Below are 18,891 nucleotides of genomic sequence, written 5' to 3' on the forward strand. Positions count from 1 at the left end.
GACCGTCGCGATCTGCCGGCCGATGTCGACCTGCAACGGATGGCGCGGGCCCACTTCGCCGATCGCATACGCGGCGCCGAAGGGAATGGAGCCGGACGGCGGCGGCGCGCCGGCGGCGTCCAGCAGCGCAGCGAGCGTGTCGCGCATCGATCGCGGCTCGCCGTTGCTGACGAAGTAGGCGCGACCTGCACAGGCGGTCCCCGGGGCGAGATGCTCGAACGCGGCGAAGTGCGCGTCCGCCGCGTTGTCGATGTAGGTCGTGTCGACGACGTTGCTGCCGTCGCCGACGAGCTTGAGGCGGCCGGCACGCGCGCGCTCGACGATGCGCGGCAGCAGCTGGTTGTCACCGGGACCCCAGATGAGCCGCGGCCGCAGCGCGACTACCGCGAGCGACGCGCCGTTGGCTGCCAGCACGCGCTGCTCGGCGATCTTCTTGGTCTGCGCGTACGGCGACTTGAGGTCGTCGCCATAGGGCACCTCGTCCGCACCGAGGCCGGCAACGGGATGCGTCGCGCGGTGGGTGACGCTCGGGGTCGACGTATAGACGAGGCGTCCGATGCCGTGCTCACGGCAGGCGTCGAGGACATGTTGCGTACCCACGACGTTCGCATCGTGGAACTCGCGCGGGTCGCGGCTCCACGCGCCGGCCTTCGCGGCGTTGTGGAAGACGGCGTCGCAGCCGCGCGCGGCGTCGAGCACGGCATCGCGCTGCGCGAGGTCGCCACGCCGCTGCTGGACGCCGATGGCCTCGAGTTCGGCGTAATGCCCGCGATTGAAGCTGACCACCTCGTGCCCGCGCGCGCGCAGTCCGCGACACAGCGCCTGCCCGAGGAAACCGCCGCCGCCGGTCACCAGGATCTTCATGACGCGACCTTGCTCGCGGCCCAGTGCGCGAGTGTCTCGCGGCCGATCTTCGCGTTGTGGCGGATGTCCACCGGGAAAGACGGATGACGCAGGAAGGTCGCGATGCCGGCGAGGTGCACGTGGCCCTGCGCGATGTCGCGCAGTTCGCGCTCGATGCGCGGCCACTGCGATGCCTCGACGCGGGCCTCCAGTTCCACGCAGAGGACCGGCCTCTGCGCCCCCGTCGCACCGAGGCCCACCAACGCGCTGCGGCGCACGTCCGGATGCCTGTTGAACACCGGCTCGACCTGCTCGGTGTAGAGGGGCCCCGCGGCCGTTTCCACACGCTGCGTCTTGCGCCCGCAGAACCAGAGGCGACCGTCGGCATCGAACCAGCCCACGTCGCCCATGCGATGCACGATGCGCATGCCGCCGCCGGCGAGCGACTCGCGGATCTTCGCGCTTCGCGTCGCTGAGTCGCGCCGGAAATAGGTGTCGGTCGCCGTCGGCCCGGCGACGGTGATCTCGCCAACCTGCCCAGCCGCGACGAGCAGGTCGTCGGACCACGCCTCGATCGGCGCATCGTCGATGCGGATCAGCCGCACCTCGTTCGGTGCGACGGCACGCCCGACGCACGTGCCCTGCCCGGCCTCGGTGGCGGCGCGCGTGGCCTGCAGTTCGCGGCTCTCGATCACGGCGACCGGCAGGCACTCGGTCGCCCCGTACGGCGTGTAGAAGCCCGCCTCGTCCGGCAGCAGTTCGCGCATCCGCGCGACCACGTCGGCCGGGACCGGCGCGCCGGCGGACGTGACGCGGCGCAGCGTCGGCAGCGGCGCGCCGGACTCGGCGAGCACACGCATGAGCGCCGGCGAGCCGAACAGCTGCTGCACGCCGAAGCGCTCGATCGCCGCGTGCAGGCGCCGCGGATCGGCCTTCGCCGGCCGCGTCGCGTCCATGTCGGGAATGATCGACGTCAATCCGAGCGCCGGGCCGAACAGCGCGAACGGCGGAAACGTCGGGAAGTCGACCTCGCCTTCGCGGATGCCGAGCGCGTCGCGCAGCATCGCGGCCTGCGCGACGAAGTGGCGGTGGCGATAGACGACGCCCTTCGGCACGCCGGTGGAGCCGCTGGTGAACAGGATGGCGGCAATGTCGTCGGGCTGCGTGTCGGCGAGCTGCGCGCCGGCGCCGGCACCGGCCGCTTCGACGCGCGCCAGCGTGTCGTCGGCGAGGACCGCACGTCGACCCGTCGTGATGCGCAACCGCGCGCGCCTCGACCAGCCGAGCAGGCGTCGCGCCACGTGCGCGAGCGGGATGCCGATGAAGGCCTCGGCATCGGCCTCGTCGAGGCATTGCCGCAGCGCGCGTCGATCGATGCCGGGGTCGACCAGCACGGGTACGGCGCCGGCCTTGAACAGGGCGAACATCAGCAGGAAGAACTCGGGCGACGGCCGCACCATCACCACGGTGCGGGTGCCCCGCGCGACGCCGCGTTTCGCTAGGCCGGCCGCGATCGCGTCGCTGCGCGCGTCGAGTTGTCCGTAGGTCAGCTCGATGTCGTAACGCGCGAGCCCGTCTGGCCCGCGCGTGCCGGGACACCGCATCGCCACCTGTCCCGCGCGCTCGCGGGCGAGGCGTGGCAATGCGGCGGCGATGTTGCAGGCCTCGGTCATGCGCGCATTGTCGCCGCTGGCGCGTGCGGACGCATTCGCGACGCAGGCGAGCCCGACATCGTGGCCTCAGCGGCCTGCGGGGACCGGATGCCCGTCGAGGAAGGCGCGGATCGCCGGCACCAGCACCTCGTGCTTGTCTTCCAGCACGTAGTGGTTCGCATCCTCGAACGCATGCACCTCGGCGTTCGGGAGCGCGCGACGGAAGCCGTCGAGGAAATGGCGGTCGAAGACGAAATCGCGCAGGCCCCAGCCGATGAAGGCGGGTCGATCGGCGAACTCGGGCAGGCGCGCACCGACGTCCGCAAGCAGCGGCCAGGCACGATCGCCCGCGTGCAGCGGAATGTCCTGCATGAAGCGGATCGTGGAGATCGCGTTGGTCCAGCCGTGGTACGGGGCGTCGTACGCGTCGCGCACCGGGCGCGGCATCGGCCGCGAGACGCCCAGGCGCGAGGCGCCGCGGGCGAACAGGTTGAAGCGCCGGATCGCCCAGGCACCGGGCGTCGAATCTCGGCCCAGCGAGAGCCGCCACGGCATCGGCTTCGCGCTCGGCAGCGGGAACGCCGCGGTGTTGAGGATCACCAGACGCACCACCTGCGGCATGTGCGCGATCGCCCAGCCGAAGCCGACCATGCCGCCCCAGTCGTGCACGGCGAGCGTCACCGGGCCGTCGATGACGAGGTGGCGGAGCAGCGTGGCGAGGTCGTCCACGCGCGACTGCAGCGTGTAGTCGTAGCTGCCCGCCGCGGTCGACGGCGTGCGCGGCGGGCGGATGCCGCCGCCGTCGTCGGGCTTGTCCGACAGGCCCATGCCGACATGGTCAGGCACGATGCAGCGATAGCGGTCGCGCAGGCCCAGCACGAGGTGGCGCCAGTAGTAGCTCCACGACGGATTGCCGTGCAGCATCACCACCACCTCGCCGTCGCGCGGGCCTTCGTCGAGGTAGGACATCGAGATGCCCGGGCGCACTTCGAGCCGCTGCGGCGCGAAGGGGTAGTCGGGCAATGTCGCGGGATCGATGGCGCTCATGCGGGGGCCTTCAGTGCACGCGGCCGCACGAGGCGGCCGCGGGGAACACGGGTGACACGCAGGCGGCGCTTACCAGACGACTTCGGCCATCGAACAGTTGAGCCCCGAGCCGATGCCGAGCAGCGCGACGCGCGAGCCCTTCTTCAAGCGGCCCATCTCGCGCAGCTTGCTCAGCACGATCGGCACCGAGGCGGGGCCGATGTTGCCGTGCTCGCCGAAGATGGTCAGCACCTTCTTCGGATCGATGCCCATCGCCTTGGTGAACGCGGCGGTGTGCACCTTGCTGACCTGGTGCACGACGAATTCGTCGAGTTCCTCGGCGACCCAGCCGAGCTTCTGGCGCGCGACGATGAAGGTCTTCTGCGCGAGCTTCACGCCTTCGATCAGCAGCTGACGGGTGTCGGTGACCATGCCGTCGAGGTTGCCGCGGCAGAGCTTGTTCCACTCGGTGGCGGCGCGCGTGACGCCGCCGCGGTAGCGCGGGGCGCCCGGCGCGAGCTCGGCGCGCGCCATCACCATCGCCGCCGCGCCGGAGCCCAGCGTCAGCGTCGCCAGCTCGTTGCGGAACGCTTCCTCGGTGACGTCGGCATGCGTGAGGCGTTCGATCGTCTTCTCGTAGGCGAGGTCGGCCGTCTCGCCGTCGACCACCAGCGCGTAGTCGATCTCGCCGCGCTCGATCATGCGCGCGGCGATGTCCATGCCGTTGATGAAGGCGAGGCAGGCGTTGGCGACGTCGAAGTTCTGGCAGGTGTCGGGCAGGCCGAGGTTGCCGGAGACGATCGACGCGGTCGACGGCTCCAGGTAGTCGCGGCTGACGGAGGTGTTGACCAGCAGGCCCATGCGCGCGGGCTCGACGCCGGCATCGGCCAGCGCCTTCACCGCGGCGAGCGTGGCGGCGTCCGACGCGAGCATGGGGCCGTCCCACAGGCGACGGGCTTCGACGCCGGCGATGTCCTTGATGACGTCGGTCTTGATGCCGAGGCGGTCGAGCGTCGGCTGCAGCCGCGCGTTGATCTCGTCCGTCGTGAGGCGGCGCGGCGCATCGATGTGCGCGAGGCCGGCGATGGCGACGTGTTGGAACAGCATGGGCGCGACTCGTGGACGGACGGGAACACGCTAGCTTAACGCCGGCGGCACTAACGCGCACGCTTCCGTACGGGGCCGCATGCAGCCGTTCAGGCCGCGGGTTCAGGCACCGGGCTCAGCGCGGGCAGCGCAGGGCGGTGTAGCGCTGGCGCCCGTCCCGCGGCGCCTCGAGCGGCTGGACGGTGTTCGCGCCGAGGCCTACCGCCTCGTTGCGGGCCATCGTCTCCAGCTCTTCCTGCACGCGCAGGGCATTGCGTTCGTAGAGCGCGACCTTGTCGACCACGTCCCCCTCGATCTCGCCGAGCTTCGTGCAGCTCGGGGTAGCCGCACCCATCGCGAGCACGCGGACCGCGTCGGCGCCCTTCTCCATGGGCACCCAGGTGCATCCGCCGAGTGCGAGCGCGAGACCCACCGCAACGACACGCCGTGAATCGACCATTCCGCTTCTCCAAAAAAAGACGCGCGGGGATTGTCGCCCCGCGCGTCTGAACCGCACAGACCCGTCGGCTTACTTGCCGGCGGGCTTGCCGTCCGCATCGACCACCTGCACCTCGCCGAGGCCGAGCGCGCGAACGCCCGCCTCGATCTTCGGCAGGTCGCCGACCACCACCCACGTCAGCGCGTTCGGATCGATGCGCTTGGCGGCCTCGGTGACGATCGCGGGGGTCATCGCGCGGTTGCGCTCTGCAAATTGCACGATGTAGTCCATCGGTCGGCCGTAGCGCAGGTTCGACGCCACCTGCGACAGTACGGCCGAGCCCGTCTCGTACGCACCCGGCAGGCTCAGCGTGTTGGTCGCGCGGATCTTGTCGACCTCCTGCTGCGTGGGCGCCTTCGTGCCGCTCGCGAACTCCGCGACCTCGCGGCGCAGCTCCTTGATCGACTCGACGGTCTTGTCGCTCTGCACTGCCGCGGACGCGATCCACGGACGCTGGCCGAGCGTGTTGCTCGCGCCGCTGTACGAGCCGTAGGCCCAGTGCTTGTCCTCGCGCAGGTTCATGTTGAGGCGCGAGGAGAACTCGCCGCCCAGCACACCGTTGGCGAAGTCGAAGTCGATCGTGGCCGGATCGGACGTCGGTGCAACGAGCTGCGCGACGTACACGTTGCTCTGGATCGCACCCGGCTGGTTCACGAGGTACACGCGACCGGCCTTCGGGCGGTCCACCGTCGCGACGGCGGGCAGCTTCGGCGCGTCGGCCGGCGTCGTCCAGTTGCCGAAGCGCTTCTCGAGTTCCGGCACGATCTGCGCGAGCGTGGTGTCGCCCACGATCACGATGCGCGCGCTGGAGGGCTGCAGCCAGTTGCGGTGGAAGGCGACGAGGTCGTCGCGCGTGAGCGACTTGATCGAGTCTTCGGTGCCGGTTCCGGTGAACGGGATCGCATAGGGATGGCCCGCGCCGTACAGCAGCGGCGGCAGCACGCGCAGCGCGGCGGTCTGCGGACGTGCCTTCTCCTGCTTGATGCCGGCGAGCCACTGCGCGCGAACGCGCTCCATCTCGGCCGCGTCGAAGCGCGGACGGCGGACGACGTCGGCGTACAGATCCAGCGACTCGGGCAGCTTGTCCTTCAGCGCCGACAGGCCGATCGTCGCCTGGTCGAGGCCGGCGCTGGCGCCGATCTCGGCGCCCAGTGCCTCGCTGCGCGCCTTGAGCTGCAGCGCACCCAGGTCGCCGGCGCCCTCGTCGAGCATGCCCATCGCGAAGCTGGCGGTGCCGAGCTTCTTGCCGAGGTCGGCGCTGTAGCCGCCCGGGAATTCCATCGACATCTGCACCACCGGCACTTCGTGGCGCTCGACGAGCGCGACGGTCATGCCGTTGGACAGCGTCGCCAGCTGCGGCGTCGGGAACTTGAGCTCGGGGAACGACTTCGGCATCGGCACGCCGGTCGAGCGGTCGAGGTCGGTCTTGACGGTGCGGAACTTCGGATCCGCCTTGGGCAGCGGCGCCGGCGCCTTCGCGGGTGCGGCGACCACGCGCTCGGGGATCGACGAGGCCGGGGTCTCGCTCGGCTGCACCAGCAGCGTGTGCGAGCCGGTGCCGAGCCACTTGCGGCCGATCTCGCGAATCTGCGCCGGGGTCGCGGCGGCCAGGATGGCCAAGTCGTCCTTGTAGCAATCGGGCTTGCCGGTGAAGACCGCGCACTCGGCGAGCGCGTCCGACTTGCCGCCGAACCCACCGATGCGCTCGATGCCGCGCACGAAGTCGGCGCGCAGCGACGTCTTGGCCTGTTCGAGTTCGGCGACCGTCGGGCCTTCGTTGATCAGGCGCTTGAGCTCCTCGTCGATGACGGCCTCGACCTTCGCGGGTTCGACGCCCTGCTTGACGTCCGCCTGCAGCGTAAAGGTGCCGGAGATTTCCTGCTGCCACAGGCCCGCACCCACGTTGTCCACCAGCTTGTCGGCGTAGGCCAGACGCGTATCGAGGCGCGACGTGGCGCTGCCGCCGAAGATGTGGCCGAACAGGCTCAGCAGTGTGGCGTCGCGGGTGCCCGCTTCGGCAACCGGCCAGCCGCGCAGGATGCGCACCTGCGGCACGCGGTCCGGCACCGTCTCGCGGGTGTCCTTCGTGCGCTTGGGGATGTTGGTCTTCATGTCCGGCAGCGTCGCGGTCGCCGGGATGTCGCCGAAGTACCGGGTGACCTTCTGCTTCGCGGTGGCGACGTCGATGTCGCCGGCGAGCACCAGCACGGCATTGTTCGGGCCGTACCAGCTCTTGAACCACGTCTTGACGTCGTCGAGCGTGGCCGCGTTGAGGTCGGCCATCGAGCCGATGGTCGACCAGCTGTACGGATGGCCTTCCGGATAGATCGCTTCCATCAGCTTGCTGATGATGCGGCGGCCGTAGGGCTGGTTCTCGCCCTGCCGCTTCTCGTTCTGCACCACGCCGCGCTGCTCGTCGAGCGTCTTCTGGTCGATCGCGCCGAGCAGGTGGCCCATGCGGTCGGATTCCATCCACAACGCCGTGTCGAGCGCGGTGGTGGGCACGTTCTCGAAGTAGTTCGTGCGGTCGGAATTGGTGGTGCCGTTCTGGTCGGTGGCGCCGACCATCTCGAACGGGCCGAAGAACTCGTCGCGATGGTTCTCCGAGCCGTTGAACATCAGGTGCTCGAACAGGTGCGCGAAGCCCGTGCGGCCGGGCGATTCGTTCTTGCTGCCCACGTGGTACCAGAGGTTGATCGCGACGATCGGCGCCTTGCGGTCGGTGTGCACGATCACGCGCAGGCCGTTCGGCAGCGTGAATTCCTCGTACGGGATCGAGACGCCGGCGGCGGCCGCGTCGGCCTTCGGGGCGGCGACGGCGGGCGCGGCGACGCCGCCGAGGGCGACGCCCAGGGCGAGCGCGAGCGTGGCGATGCGGGGTGCGTGGGCGAGCGACATGGAGAACTCCGTTGGAGCGGGATGACCGCGGTCGGACGACCGCGGCGCAGCAATGGAACCGCGCCCGGACGACGTGCGTCCGGGCGCGTGGGGCTTACTTCTTCGCGGCGGCCTGCGGCGTGCCGTCGGCGTCGATCACGGTGACCTCACCGAGGTTCAGCGCGCGCACCGGCGCCTCGGTCTGCTTGAGGTCGCCGACCACCACCCACGTGAGCGCGTTCGGATCGAGCGTCGCCGCGGCGGCCTTCACCTGCGCTGGCGTCATCGACATGATCTCGGCCTTGCGGCGCATGACGTAGTCGTCCGGACGGCCGTAACGCACGATGCCGCCGATGGTGCTGAGCACCGACGACGCGGTTTCGTACGCGCCCGGCAGGCTGAGCGTCTGGATGTTGCGGATACGGTCGACCTCGGCCTGCGCCGGGGCGCGCGTGCCGCTCGCGTACTCGGCGATCTCGCGCTTCATCTCGGCGAGCGCCGGCGCGGTCTTGTCGATCTGCACGGGGGCGATGGCGAGCCACGGTCGCGGGCCGAGCGCACCGACCACCTGGCTGCGCGCGCCGTACGACCAGTGCTTGTCCTCGCGCAGGTTCATGTTCAGGCGCGAGGTGAAGTCGCCGCCGAAGACGTCGTTGGCGAATTCGAGCTTGATCGCGTTCGGGTCGGTGGTCGGCGGCACCAGCTGGCCGACGAACAGGTTCGCCTGCACGGCGCCCGGCTGGTCGATCAGGTAGACGCGCGACTTCGACGGCTTGGCGACCTTCGCCGGCACGACCGGCTTGGGCGCCGGGCCCTGGCCGGTCCAGTCGCCGAAGTGGCGCTCGAGCATCGGCACGATCTCGGCGAGCGTGGTGTCGCCCACGACGATCAGCGTCGCGTTCTCCGGGCGGATCCAGTCACGCTGGAAGCGCTCGAGGTCGCCGCGGTTGATCGACGCCACCGACACCTCGGTGCCGGTGCCGGTCATCGGCGCCGCGTACGGATGCGCCGCGCCGTAGAGCAGCGGCGGCAGCACGCGGAGCGCGACCGAACCCGGGTTCACCTTCTCCTGCTTGATGCCCGCGACCCAGGTCGCCTTGACGCGATCGATCTCGGACGGCTCGAAGCGCGGACGACGCAGCATGTCGCCATACAGCGACAGCGACGGGTCCAGGTTCTCCTTCAGCGCCGACAGGAACGCGCTGCTGCCGTCGAGCGTGGCGGACGCACCGAGGATCGCGCCGAGGCGCTCGGCTTCGGCGCCGAACTCGAGCGCGCTGCGGTCGCCCGCCCCCTCGTCGAGCATGCCCATGGTGAAGTTCGCGGTGCCCGGCTTGCGGCCGGCGTCGGTCGCGTAGCCGCCCTTGAACTCGTAGCTCATCTGCACGACCGGGATGTCGTGGCGCTCGGCGAGCACGACGGTCGTGCCGTTCTTCAGCTTCGCGCGCTGCAGCGCGGGAAACTTGAGTTCCGGGAAGGACTTCGGCAGCGGCACGCCGGTGCTGCGGTCCACGCCCGGGGCGGTGGTCGTGTACTTCGGATCGGGCTTGGGCAGCACGGACGGCGACGGCGTGACCGCCGGCTCTTCCGGCAGTGCGACGCGCGCGCCCGGCACCACGACCAGCGTGTGGCTGCCGGTGTCGAGCCAGTTGCGACCGGCGGCCTGCACCTGCGCGGCGGTAGCCGTCGACAGGGTGGCGAGCGACTCGCGGAAGCAGCCCGGGTCGCCGGTGTAGACGGCGCACTCGGCGAGCGCGTCGGCCTTGCCGCCGAAGCCGCCGATGCGCTCGATGCCGCGGATGAAGCCGGCGCGCACGACGGTGCGGGTGCGCTCGAGCTCGGCCGCGGTCGGGCCTTCGTTGATCAGGCGCGTGAGTTCTTCCTCGACGATCGCCTCGACCTTCGCCGGGTCGACGCCCTGCTTCACCGTCGCGACGATGCCGAAGTTCGAGCCGAGCTGCGACTCCGACACGAAGGCGCTGATGTTGTCGACCAGCTTGTCTTGGTGCACCAGGCGCGTGTCGAGGCGCGAGGAGCGACCGCCGCCGAGCACGTTGGCGAGCAGCTTCAGGTGGTCGAGCTCGGCGCTGCCGTATTGCGGCACGTTCCAGACGCGATAGACGCGCGACTGCGGCACCTTGTCGGTGAGCGTGGAGCGCGTGTCGTCCGTGCGCTTGGCGACGTCGACCTTCGGCTGCGCCATCGTCGGGCTCGCCGGGATATGGCCGAAGTACTTGGCGACCTTCTCCTTCGCGGTGGCGACGTCGATGTCGCCGGCGAGCACGAGCACGGCATTGTTCGGGCCGTACCAGGTGCGGAACCACTGCTTCACGTCGTCGAGCGACGCGGCGTTGAGATCGTTCATCGAGCCGATCACGCCGTGGTGGTACGGATGCGACTTCGGATACAGCGTGGTCGTCAGCACGTCCCAGACCTGGCCGTAGGGCTGGTTCTCGCCCTGGCGCTTCTCGTTCTGCACGACGCCGCGCTGCTCGTCGAGCGCCTTCTGGTCGATCGCACCGACGAGGTGGCCCATGCGGTCCGATTCCATCCACAGCGCGGTGTCGAGCGCGGTGGTGGGCACGTTCTCGAAGTAGTTCGTGCGGTCCGTGTTGGTGGTGCCGTTCTGGCCGGTGACGCCGACCTGCTTGAAGGGCTCGAAGTACTCGCCGGGATGGTTCTCGCTGGCCTGGAACATCAGGTGCTCGAACAGGTGCGCGAAGCCGGTGCGGCCGGCGGGCTCGTCCTTGGCGCCGACGTGGTACCAGACGTTGACCGCGACGATCGGCGCCTTGCGGTCGGTGTGCACGAGCACGCGCAGGCCGTTGGGCAGGGTGAACGACTCGTACGGGATGTCGACCGACGTGCCGGCGGCGGGCGCGGCGAGCACGGGCGCGGCGACGCCGCCAAGGGCGGCCGCGAGGGCGAAGGCGAGCACGGCGGCGCGCGGACGACGGGTGGTGGCGAGCTTCATCAGGTGATTCCCCAGGAAAAGGACCGGCCTCCCGCCGGTCAGCCGGCCGATGCTAGCCGACCCCGGGCCGGGGCCCGTAGGCCACAAGTCCCGGTCGCCTTCGCGCCGGGGCGGGGAGCCGGGCCTAGACTGAAGGCTTCATCGCCTCCGGAACCCCGCCATGTCCCGTCGAAACGTCCTGGTCACCGGCGCCAACCGCGGGATCGGCCTCGAATACGTCCGGCAGCTGCTCGCCCGCGGCGACCACGTGGTGGCGACCGCCCGCAACCCGGGCAAGGCCCACGATCTCAACCGGCTCGTCGGCGAGCATCCGGGCCGCCTGCACGTGCTGCCGCTCGACGTGATGGACCCGAAGGCGGAGGCCGAGATCGCACGCGAGTTACCGCTCGTGTTGGGCGACGAGCGCCTGCACCTGCTGATCAACAACGCGGGCCTGCTGCACTCCGGCGAGCGCTTCGGGCGCGTACCCGCGGCGAACCTCGAGGACAGCTTCCGCACCAACGCGATGGGGCCGTTCATCCTGACCCAGGCGGTGGCGCCGCTGCTCGCGGACGGCGCAAAGGTCGCCAACATGACGTCGCAGCTCGGGTCTATCGCGAACGCGCAACGCTTCGGCACGCCGACGTACTGCATCAGCAAGGCCGCGCTCAACATGGTCACGCGGCTGCTCGCGGCGGCGCTCGCCGAGCGCGGAATCGCGGTGGTGTCGTTGCACCCCGGCTGGGTGCAGACGGAGATGGGCGGAGCGCAGGCGCCGGTGACCCCGGAGGATTCGGTGAGGGGGTTGTTGCGGGTGATCGATGGGGTGGATGGTTCGCGGTCGGGTGGGTTTTTCGACTTCGAGGGGAACGTGTTGCCGTGGTAACGGGGCGTCGTGCCTGCCTGCCTCGCACAGGGCGGCTGCGCTTAAGCGCGGATCGCGCATCGCGCATCGCGAAGCCTTTAAGAGCGTTTCGTGCGCTGCGCGCCCGAGTTACTTTTCTTTGCAGAGGCGCAAAGAAAAGATAACCAAAAGAAAGGCCTTCCCCGAGGTGGAGCAACGCTCGCGCCTGCAGCGTTGTTAACGGCATGCACACTCGGCTCCTGCCTCGGGTGCATGCGGCGCACATCCATGTGCGCCGCCCTCCGGGCCGGAGAGCGCTCGAGTCCCGCATCGACGATCAACGCCAGCTCATTGGCGGCGGGTAGTCGGTTCGCCAGGAAACTTTGCCCGTCGATCGCCACTGCGCCGACAATGACGCGACCCCGCCCGATGCACGCCATGTTCGACGTGATCCTCTACCAGCCCGAAATACCACCGAATACCGGCAACGTGATCCGCCTGTGCGCGAACACGGGCGCGCGGTTGCACTTGGTCGAGCCGCTGGGTTTCGACATGGACAACCGGCAACTCAAGCGTGCGGGGCTCGATTACCACGAGTACGCGACGGTGAAGGTGCACCGCGATCTCGATGCCGCGCTCGCGCGCCTGCGCGACATGCACGGCGACACGCTGCGGGTGTTCGCCTTCAGCACGCGGGGGACGGTGCGCTTCGATGCCCCCGACTACCGCGACGGCGATGCCTTCCTGTTCGGGCCGGAGACGCGCGGGCTGCCGGACGACGTGCTCGACGCGCTGCCCGCGGCCCAACGCCTGCGGTTGCCGATGCGCCCCGGCGTGCGGTCGCTCAACCTCTCCAATGCGGTGGCGGTGACGGTGTTCGAGGCCTGGCGGCAGCAGGGCTACGCGGGCGGCGGCTGAGCCGCCTGCACATCGGGCGTGTGCGGACGCCTTACGCTGTCGCCGCGCCGGATGCGCCGGCGACGGAGCGGACATGCGCGTCCTGGTCACCGGTGCGACGGGTTTCATCGGAAGTGCGGTGGTCGACGCGCTGCTCGCGCGCGGCCACGTGCCGGTGCCCGCAGTGCGCGACGTCGCGGCCGCGCGGCGGCGCTGGCCGGCGCTGGATCCGGTGGCGGTCGACTTCGCGCGTGACACGGAAGCGTCCGCATGGACCTCGCGGCTCGCCGGCATCGATGCGGTCGTCAACGCGGTCGGCCTGCTGCGGGAATCGCGCGGACAGACGTTCGCCGCCTTGCACGAAGCGACGCCGCGCGCGCTGTTCGACGCCTGCGTCGAGGCGCGCGTTGCACGCGTCGTGCAGGTGTCCGCACTGGGCGCGGACGACGAGGCGTCGAGCGCCTACCACCTCGGCAAGCGCGCGGCCGATCGACACCTGCTCGCGCTTCCGTTGCAGGGGACGGTGATCCAGCCGTCGCTCGTCTTCGCGCCGCAGGGGACGAGCGCCGGGCTGTTCCTCGCCCTGGCCGCCCTGCCGATCGTCCCGCTCCCGGGCGGTGGCGTGCAGGCCGTGGCGCCCGTGCATCTCGATGATGTCGTCGACGCGATCGTCGCCGCGCTCGAGCATCGGTCGCCGCCAGCGCGGGTCGAAGCCGCTGGGCCCACGTGCCAGCGGTTGCGCGACTACCTCGACGCGCTGCGTCGCGGCCTCGGGCTCGGCCGGCTGCGCGTGCTGCCGGTGCCGATGCCGGTGGTTCGGGCGTCGGCGCGCGTGATGGCGCACCTGCCCGGCTCGCTCGTGGATGCGGAGACGATCGCGATGCTCGAGCGTGGCAACTGCGCGCCGCCCGATGCGCTGGCCGCATTGATCGGTCGCGCACCGCGATCCGTCGACGCGTTCGTGCTCACGGCCGCGCGCGGATCGCTGCGTCGCGACGCGCAGCTACGCTACGCACTGCCGCTGCTGCGGTTCTCGCTCGCCCTCGTGTTCGTGGTCACCGCGTTGCTTTCGTTCGGGCTGTATCCGGTCGCGGGCAGCCTCGCCCTGCTTCATGACGCTGGCCTGCACGGACCGGCCGCGATGTTCGCGCTCTACTCTGGCGCGGCGCTCGACCTCCTGCTCGGCTTCGCGATGCTGTGGCCGCACAGCCGACGCCTCGCCTACCTCGGGGCGATCGCGCTGATCCTCGGCTACACCGCGATCATCACGGTCGCATTGCCGGCGTTCTGGCTGCATCCGTTCGGGCCCGTGCTGAAGAACGTGCCGGTCCTCGCCGCGCTCATCCTCCTCCACGCCCTCGACCGACCGTGAACGACTATCTGCTGGTCAAGACGCTGCATGTGCTGTCGGCGACGGTGCTGTTCGGCACCGGCGTGGGCACCGCGTTTTACCTGCTGGTGACGACGCTGGGCCGCGACGTGCGCGTCGTCGCCGCGGTGACCCGATGGGTCGTGATCGGTGACTGGCTGTTCACCGCGACGACGGCCGTCCTGCAGCCGCTCACCGGCGCCTGGCTCGCGCACCGGCTCGGCCTGCCGCTGCACGTGGGCTGGCTGAAATGGTCCATCCGCCTGTATGCGCTCGCGCTCGCCTGCTGGCTGCCGGTCGTGTGGCTGCAGATGCGGCTGCGCGACCTCGCGCGAACCGCGCTGGATGCCGGCACGCCGCTGCCGCCCGCCTACTGGCGCGTATTCCGCCTGTGGATCGCGCTCGGCGTGCCGGCGCTCGCGGCATTCCTCGCGATCTTCTGGCTGATGGTCGCGAAGCCGACGGTTTGACGCGCCGCGGGTAAGCAGCGGCCGGCTGAGGATCGAGCCTCCAACCACAAGCCTCACCCGTCCGCCGGGCGCGCATCGCATGACCCGCCCGGCGGCTGCGGGGCGACGTCAGCCGTGGAGCTTCGTCGCCAGCTCGGCCACCAGCCGCCCCTGGAATCGCGCGCCGTCGAGCTCGTTCGCGCTGGGCTGACGGGAGCCGTCGCCACCGGCGATGGTGGTCGCACCGTAGGGCGCGCCGCCCGTGATCTCGTCGAGCCGCATCTGCCCCTCGAAGCTGTACGGCAGGCCGGTCAGCACCATGCCGAAGTGCAGCAGGTTGGTGTGGATCGCCATCAGCGTGGTCTCCTGCCCGCCGTGCTGCGTCGCGGTGCACGTGAAGGCGCTGCCGACCTTGCCGTTGAGCGCGCCGCGGGCCCAGAGGCCGCCGCACTGGTCGAGGAAGTTCGCCATCTGCGAGGCCATGCGGCCGAAGCGCGTGCCGACACCGACCACGATCGCGTCGTAGTTGGGCAACTCGTCGACCGTCGCGATCGCCGCCGGCTGGTCGAGCTTGTAATGCGACTTGCGCGCGACCTCCTCGGGCACGAGCTCGGGCACGCGGCGGACGTCGACCTGCGCACCGGCCTCGCGCGCGCCTTCGGCCATGGCGTTCGCCATCTGCTCGATATGGCCGTAGGCCGAGTAGTAGAGGACCAGCACCTTCGCCATCGCCGTTCTCCGTCCGCGGGGCAGCGATTGCACGCGTGCGGCCGTCAGCGCGATGTCCAAGCGGCACTTCCGGCGCGCCGCCGACCCCGACCCGCCTGCAGAGTTCCTGAACTGAGGCGTTCAGGATTAAGGAACCGTTGGGTTCAGGTTTGGATACTTCGCCCACCGGTCGCTTCGCGGGCCGGCCACAAGACCAATAACTAGAGGCACTCCTCATGAAGCGCACCCTGCTTGCCCTCACCCTGCTCGCCGCCCTGCCGTTCGCCGCGTCCGCGGCCGAGGGCGTGTCCTACAACTACGTCGAGGGCGGCTACACGCGCGTCGACACGCAGCACTCCGGCACCAACAACGATGCGGACGGCTGGGCCCTCAACGGCTCGGGCGCGATCGCTCCGAACTTCCACGTCTTCGGCGGCTACTCGAAGGTCGACATCAGCGACACCGATGCGAGCCTGGACCAGTGGCGCCTGGGCGTCGGCTACAACCGCGAGATCAACCCGAAGCTCGACCTCGTCACGCGCGTCGCGTACGAGAAGTTCGACGCGGGCCAGGGTTTCGACGGTGACGGCTACAGCGTCGAGGCGGGCGTCCGCGGCGCGATGACCCCGATGATCGAGGGCTATGCCTTCGCCGGTTACGAGGACTACCAGGACTTCGACGGCGACTTCTACGGCAAGGTCGGCGCGCAGGTGAAGTTCAACCCGACCTGGGGCATCAATGGTGAGGTGAAGTTCGCCGACGGCGATAAGCAGTTCTTCATCGGCCCGCGCATCTCGTTCTGATCGACCGCTCTCCCCCATGGGGTGGTCCGAAAGCCCGGCTCCGGCCGGGCTTTTTCGTGGGCGGGTGAAAATTTCGTTAAAGGCCGCTAGAATGGCGTGCTGCGCTGCAGCATGCGCGGACGACCCATCCAAGAAAAGAAAGGAATTCCATGAAGAAGACCCTCGCCCTGGCGCTGGCCCTCGCCGCCGCCCCGTTCGCCGCCTCCGCCGCCAACGGCGTGAGCCACACCTACGTCGAAGGCGGCTTCACGCGCCTCGATGCCAACACCTCGTCCGTCTTCGGCGGCGACACCAACTTCGACGGCGGCTACGTGCGCGGCTCGTACGCGTTCGGCGGCAGCTACTACGTCTTCGGCGGCCTGTCGCGCGCGACGAACGACGACTTCGGCAGCGACATCGACCTCGACGAGCAGCACGTCGGCATCGGCTGGGCCATGCCGGTCAGCGACCGCGCCGAGTTCAATGCCGAGATCGGCTACCTGCGCCAGTCCATCGAAGCGCTCGGCGAGTCCGACCACGGTGAGGGCGCGCGCGCCAGCGCCGGCTTCCGCGCTGCGTTCAACCCGAGCTTCGAGGGCTGGATCAAGGCCAACTACAACGACGCCGGCGACTTCGACGGCGACTGGTCGGGCACGCTCGGCGCGCAGGTCAAGATCAACCCGACGTGGGGCATCGTGGCCGAGCTCGAGAACGGCGACGGCTACAACCAGTACAACGTCGGCGTGCGCGCGAGCTTCTGATCGCGAACGCGGTGAAACGAAAAGCCCGGCTTCGGCCGGGCTTTTTCGTTGGGCCGGACGCGTGGATCAGTCGAACAGGCCGGTCGGATATTCGGGCTTCTGCTGCCGCGCGAGCAGTTGGCGCAGCCCTTCGGCCGGCTGCAGCTCGCCGTGCAGCACCGCGCGCACCGCATTGGAGATGGGCAGCTCGACGCCGGCGCGCTCGGCCTGACGCATCACCTCGTCGGCGGTCTGCACCGATTCGACCACCTGCCCGATCTCGCGAACCGCGTCCGCGATCGACTGGCCGCGCCCGAGCGCGAGGCCCAGTCGCCGGTTGCGCGAGAGATCGCCGGTGCAGGTCAGCACGAGGTCGCCGAGGCCGGCGAGCCCCATCAGGGTTTCGGCCTTGCCGCCGAGCGCCTGGTTCAGGCGCAGCATCTCGTTGAGCCCGCGCGTGATGAGCCCGGCGCGCGCGTTGAGGCCGAGCTGCATGCCGTCGGCGACGCCGGTGGCCACCGCGAGCACGTTCTTCATCGCCCCGCCGAGCTCGGCGCCGAGCATGTCGTCACCGGTGTAGGCGCGGAAGGCCGGGCCGTGCAGCGCCTCGGCGACGGCCTGCGCGAAGTCGGCATCGTCCGAATGCACGGTGAGCGCGGTCGGCAGGCCCTGCGCCACTTCCTTGGCGAACGACGGGCCGGTGACGACCGCGAGCGGCACGTCGTCGCCGAGCACTTCGGCCGCGACCTCGTGCAGGAAGCGCCCGCTGCCGGGTTCGAAGCCCTTCGTCGCCCAGGCGACGCCGGCCGCGGCCGGGCGATGCGGTGCGAGTGCCCGCAGGGTCTCGGCGAATGCATGCGACGGCACGACGACGAGGACGAGGTCCACGTCGCGCAGCGCGTCGGCGAGGTCGGTCGTGGCGCGCAGCGATTCGGGAAGCGCGAGGCCCGGCAGGTAGCGCGGGTTCTCATGGCGCGCGTCGATGGCGCCGACAACGTCGGCATCGCGGCCCCAGAGGGCCACGTGCTCGCCGTTTCGCGCCATCAGCGCCGCGAGCGCGGTGCCCCAGGAGCCCGCGCCCACCACCGCGACGCGCCGGGGCGCGCGCGGATTGTCAGCGTGATCCGCCACGGCCGATCAGGCGGTGCCGGCCGCCTCGGACGACTCGAGACCCTGCGTCATGCGCTGGCGCAGGCCTTCGGCGTACAGCGCCTCGAAGTTCAGCGGCTGCAGCAGGAACGGCGGGAAGCCGCCGGCCTGGATCAGGTCGGAGATCAGCTGGCGCGCGTACGGGTACAGCACGTTCGGGCAGTGCGTGCCGAGCATCGCGTCGAGCGTCTGCGCGTCGAAGCCGGCGAGGCCGAACACACCGGCCTGCTTCACTTCGGCGAGGTAGAGCGGCTTGTCGTCGGCGAGGCAGGTCAGCGTGATGCCGAGCACGACCTCGAAGGCCGCGTCGTTGAGGCGCGTGACCTGCTGGTTGAGGTTCATCTGCAGCTGCGGCTGCGTCTGCTCGTTGAACACCGCCGGGGCGTTCGGGACCTCGAAGGAGACGTCCTTGACGTAGATCTTCTCGACGGTGAAGGACGGGCCGGTCTCGGCCTCGTCGGTAGCGCCGAAGGAAGCGGCGTCGTTCTGGAGTTCGTCGGTCATGGTGCGCTCCGGCGCGGGTTCGATGCGAAAGGGGCGGGATTATGGCACGCCCGCCGGGGCCGACTCAGGCGCGGCCTTTTACCAGCGGCAGGTCGGCCTGCTGCCACGCGCCGATGCCGCCTTCGAGGCAATGCACCTGCTCGAAGCCGCCCTTGCGCAGCTTGGCGGCGGCCGCCGCGGAGGCCTGGCCGGTGCGGCAGACGACCACCACCGGGCGCGTCTTCGCGGCGCCGGCGACGAGGCGGTGGTCCGGCCCGAAGCCGCTCGCCTGCACGTTCTTGCTGCCGGCAATATGGCCCTTCTCGAAGTCGCCTGTGGCCGACAGGTCGACCACCAGCGCGTCGTCGCGGTTGATGAGCGCGGTGAGCTGCGCCGGCGTGAGCGCCTTGTACGGGCGGAACAGGCGCGCGATCTCGGTGTAGATCAGCGCGAGCGTCAGGCCGACGAAGGCGATCGCCAGCATCTCGTGGCGGCCTGCGAATTCGAGGACTTGCTGGAAGGTCACGGACATGC

Annotated in this window: 17 protein-coding genes; 6 read left to right on the forward strand and 11 right to left on the reverse strand. The window is 70.2% G+C overall.

Features of this window, described 5'->3' with window-relative positions; translation table 11 throughout:
- The 7 genes from ACY35P_RS08975 to ACY35P_RS09005 form a co-directional block, all read right to left on the reverse strand.
- The coding region (locus ACY35P_RS08975; RefSeq protein WP_462115490.1) for an NAD-dependent epimerase/dehydratase family protein at nucleotides 1-864 on the reverse strand (864 nt) is incomplete at its 3' end.
- Entirely contained in the window at nucleotides 861-2,516 is a 1,656-nt protein-coding gene (oleC, locus tag ACY35P_RS08980; RefSeq protein WP_462115491.1) for an olefin beta-lactone synthetase, read from the reverse strand. The genes ACY35P_RS08975 and oleC, both read right to left, overlap by 4 nt.
- 66 nt (nucleotides 2,517-2,582) lie before the next feature.
- Nucleotides 2,583-3,542 (reverse strand): alpha/beta fold hydrolase, encoded by a 960-nt coding sequence (locus ACY35P_RS08985; protein ID WP_462115492.1) that lies wholly within the window; start codon nucleotides 3,540-3,542, stop codon nucleotides 2,583-2,585.
- 69 nt (nucleotides 3,543-3,611) lie between these two features.
- On the reverse strand, nucleotides 3,612-4,628 hold the full coding sequence (locus ACY35P_RS08990) for a 3-oxoacyl-ACP synthase III (RefSeq protein ID WP_462115493.1): 1,017 nt from the start codon (nucleotides 4,626-4,628) through the stop codon (nucleotides 3,612-3,614).
- 115 nt (nucleotides 4,629-4,743) lie between these two features.
- Nucleotides 4,744-5,067, reverse strand: coding sequence for a DUF4156 domain-containing protein (locus tag ACY35P_RS08995; protein WP_462115494.1), 324 nt, complete (start codon nucleotides 5,065-5,067; stop codon nucleotides 4,744-4,746).
- A 69-nt stretch (nucleotides 5,068-5,136) separates the two neighbouring features.
- The gene (locus ACY35P_RS09000) at nucleotides 5,137-8,004 is read right to left on the reverse strand and encodes a M16 family metallopeptidase (RefSeq protein ID WP_462115495.1); all 2,868 of its coding nucleotides are present in this window, start codon (nucleotides 8,002-8,004) and stop codon (nucleotides 5,137-5,139) included.
- A gap of 94 nt (nucleotides 8,005-8,098) precedes the next feature.
- Nucleotides 8,099-10,957, reverse strand: a complete 2,859-nt coding sequence (locus tag ACY35P_RS09005) for a M16 family metallopeptidase (RefSeq protein ID WP_462115496.1) — start codon at nucleotides 10,955-10,957, stop codon at nucleotides 8,099-8,101.
- 160 nt (nucleotides 10,958-11,117) lie between these two features.
- Here ACY35P_RS09005 and ACY35P_RS09010 point away from each other — a divergent pair, with 160 nt between their 5' ends.
- From ACY35P_RS09010 to ACY35P_RS09025, 4 genes are all read left to right on the forward strand, one after another.
- Nucleotides 11,118-11,822 carry an SDR family oxidoreductase gene (locus ACY35P_RS09010; RefSeq protein ID WP_462115497.1) on the forward strand — a complete coding sequence of 235 codons (705 nt, stop codon included), beginning with the start codon at nucleotides 11,118-11,120 and terminating at the stop codon, nucleotides 11,820-11,822.
- 387 nt (nucleotides 11,823-12,209) lie between these two features.
- The gene (locus ACY35P_RS09015; RefSeq protein WP_462115519.1) at nucleotides 12,210-12,698 is read left to right on the forward strand and encodes a tRNA (cytidine(34)-2'-O)-methyltransferase; all 489 of its coding nucleotides are present in this window, start codon (nucleotides 12,210-12,212) and stop codon (nucleotides 12,696-12,698) included.
- Nucleotides 12,699-12,771: 73 nt separating this feature from the next.
- Nucleotides 12,772-14,049, forward strand: a complete 1,278-nt coding sequence (locus ACY35P_RS09020) for an SDR family oxidoreductase (protein WP_462115498.1) — start codon at nucleotides 12,772-12,774, stop codon at nucleotides 14,047-14,049.
- Nucleotides 14,046-14,516, forward strand: coding sequence for a DUF2269 family protein (locus ACY35P_RS09025; RefSeq protein ID WP_462115499.1), 471 nt, complete (start codon nucleotides 14,046-14,048; stop codon nucleotides 14,514-14,516). The genes ACY35P_RS09020 and ACY35P_RS09025 overlap by 4 nt, the downstream gene beginning before the upstream one ends.
- A gap of 108 nt (nucleotides 14,517-14,624) precedes the next feature.
- On the opposite strand, the gene wrbA is transcribed toward ACY35P_RS09025, so the two are convergent.
- The gene (gene wrbA, locus ACY35P_RS09030; protein ID WP_462115500.1) at nucleotides 14,625-15,224 is read right to left on the reverse strand and encodes an NAD(P)H:quinone oxidoreductase; all 600 of its coding nucleotides are present in this window, start codon (nucleotides 15,222-15,224) and stop codon (nucleotides 14,625-14,627) included.
- Nucleotides 15,225-15,439: 215 nt separating this feature from the next.
- Here wrbA and ACY35P_RS09035 point away from each other — a divergent pair, with 215 nt between their 5' ends.
- Nucleotides 15,440-16,006 (forward strand): outer membrane beta-barrel protein, encoded by a 567-nt coding sequence (locus tag ACY35P_RS09035; protein ID WP_462115501.1) that lies wholly within the window; start codon nucleotides 15,440-15,442, stop codon nucleotides 16,004-16,006.
- Nucleotides 16,007-16,155: 149 nt separating this feature from the next.
- Entirely contained in the window at nucleotides 16,156-16,746 is a 591-nt protein-coding gene (locus tag ACY35P_RS09040; RefSeq protein ID WP_462115502.1) for an outer membrane beta-barrel protein, read from the forward strand.
- Between the two features lie 66 nt (nucleotides 16,747-16,812).
- On the opposite strand, the gene ACY35P_RS09045 is transcribed toward ACY35P_RS09040, so the two are convergent.
- From ACY35P_RS09045 to ACY35P_RS09055, 3 genes are all read right to left on the reverse strand, one after another.
- A complete protein-coding gene (locus tag ACY35P_RS09045) occupies nucleotides 16,813-17,856 on the reverse strand; it encodes an NAD(P)H-dependent glycerol-3-phosphate dehydrogenase (RefSeq protein ID WP_462115503.1) in 1,044 nt (347 codons plus the stop codon).
- Nucleotides 17,857-17,862: 6 nt separating this feature from the next.
- Nucleotides 17,863-18,378, reverse strand: coding sequence for a protein-export chaperone SecB (secB, locus tag ACY35P_RS09050; RefSeq protein ID WP_462115504.1), 516 nt, complete (start codon nucleotides 18,376-18,378; stop codon nucleotides 17,863-17,865).
- A gap of 64 nt (nucleotides 18,379-18,442) precedes the next feature.
- A complete protein-coding gene (locus ACY35P_RS09055; protein WP_462115520.1) occupies nucleotides 18,443-18,883 on the reverse strand; it encodes a rhodanese-like domain-containing protein in 441 nt (146 codons plus the stop codon).
- Between the last annotated feature and the right edge of the window lie 8 nt (nucleotides 18,884-18,891).

It is taken from the genome of Lysobacter xanthus (assembly GCF_047159895.1).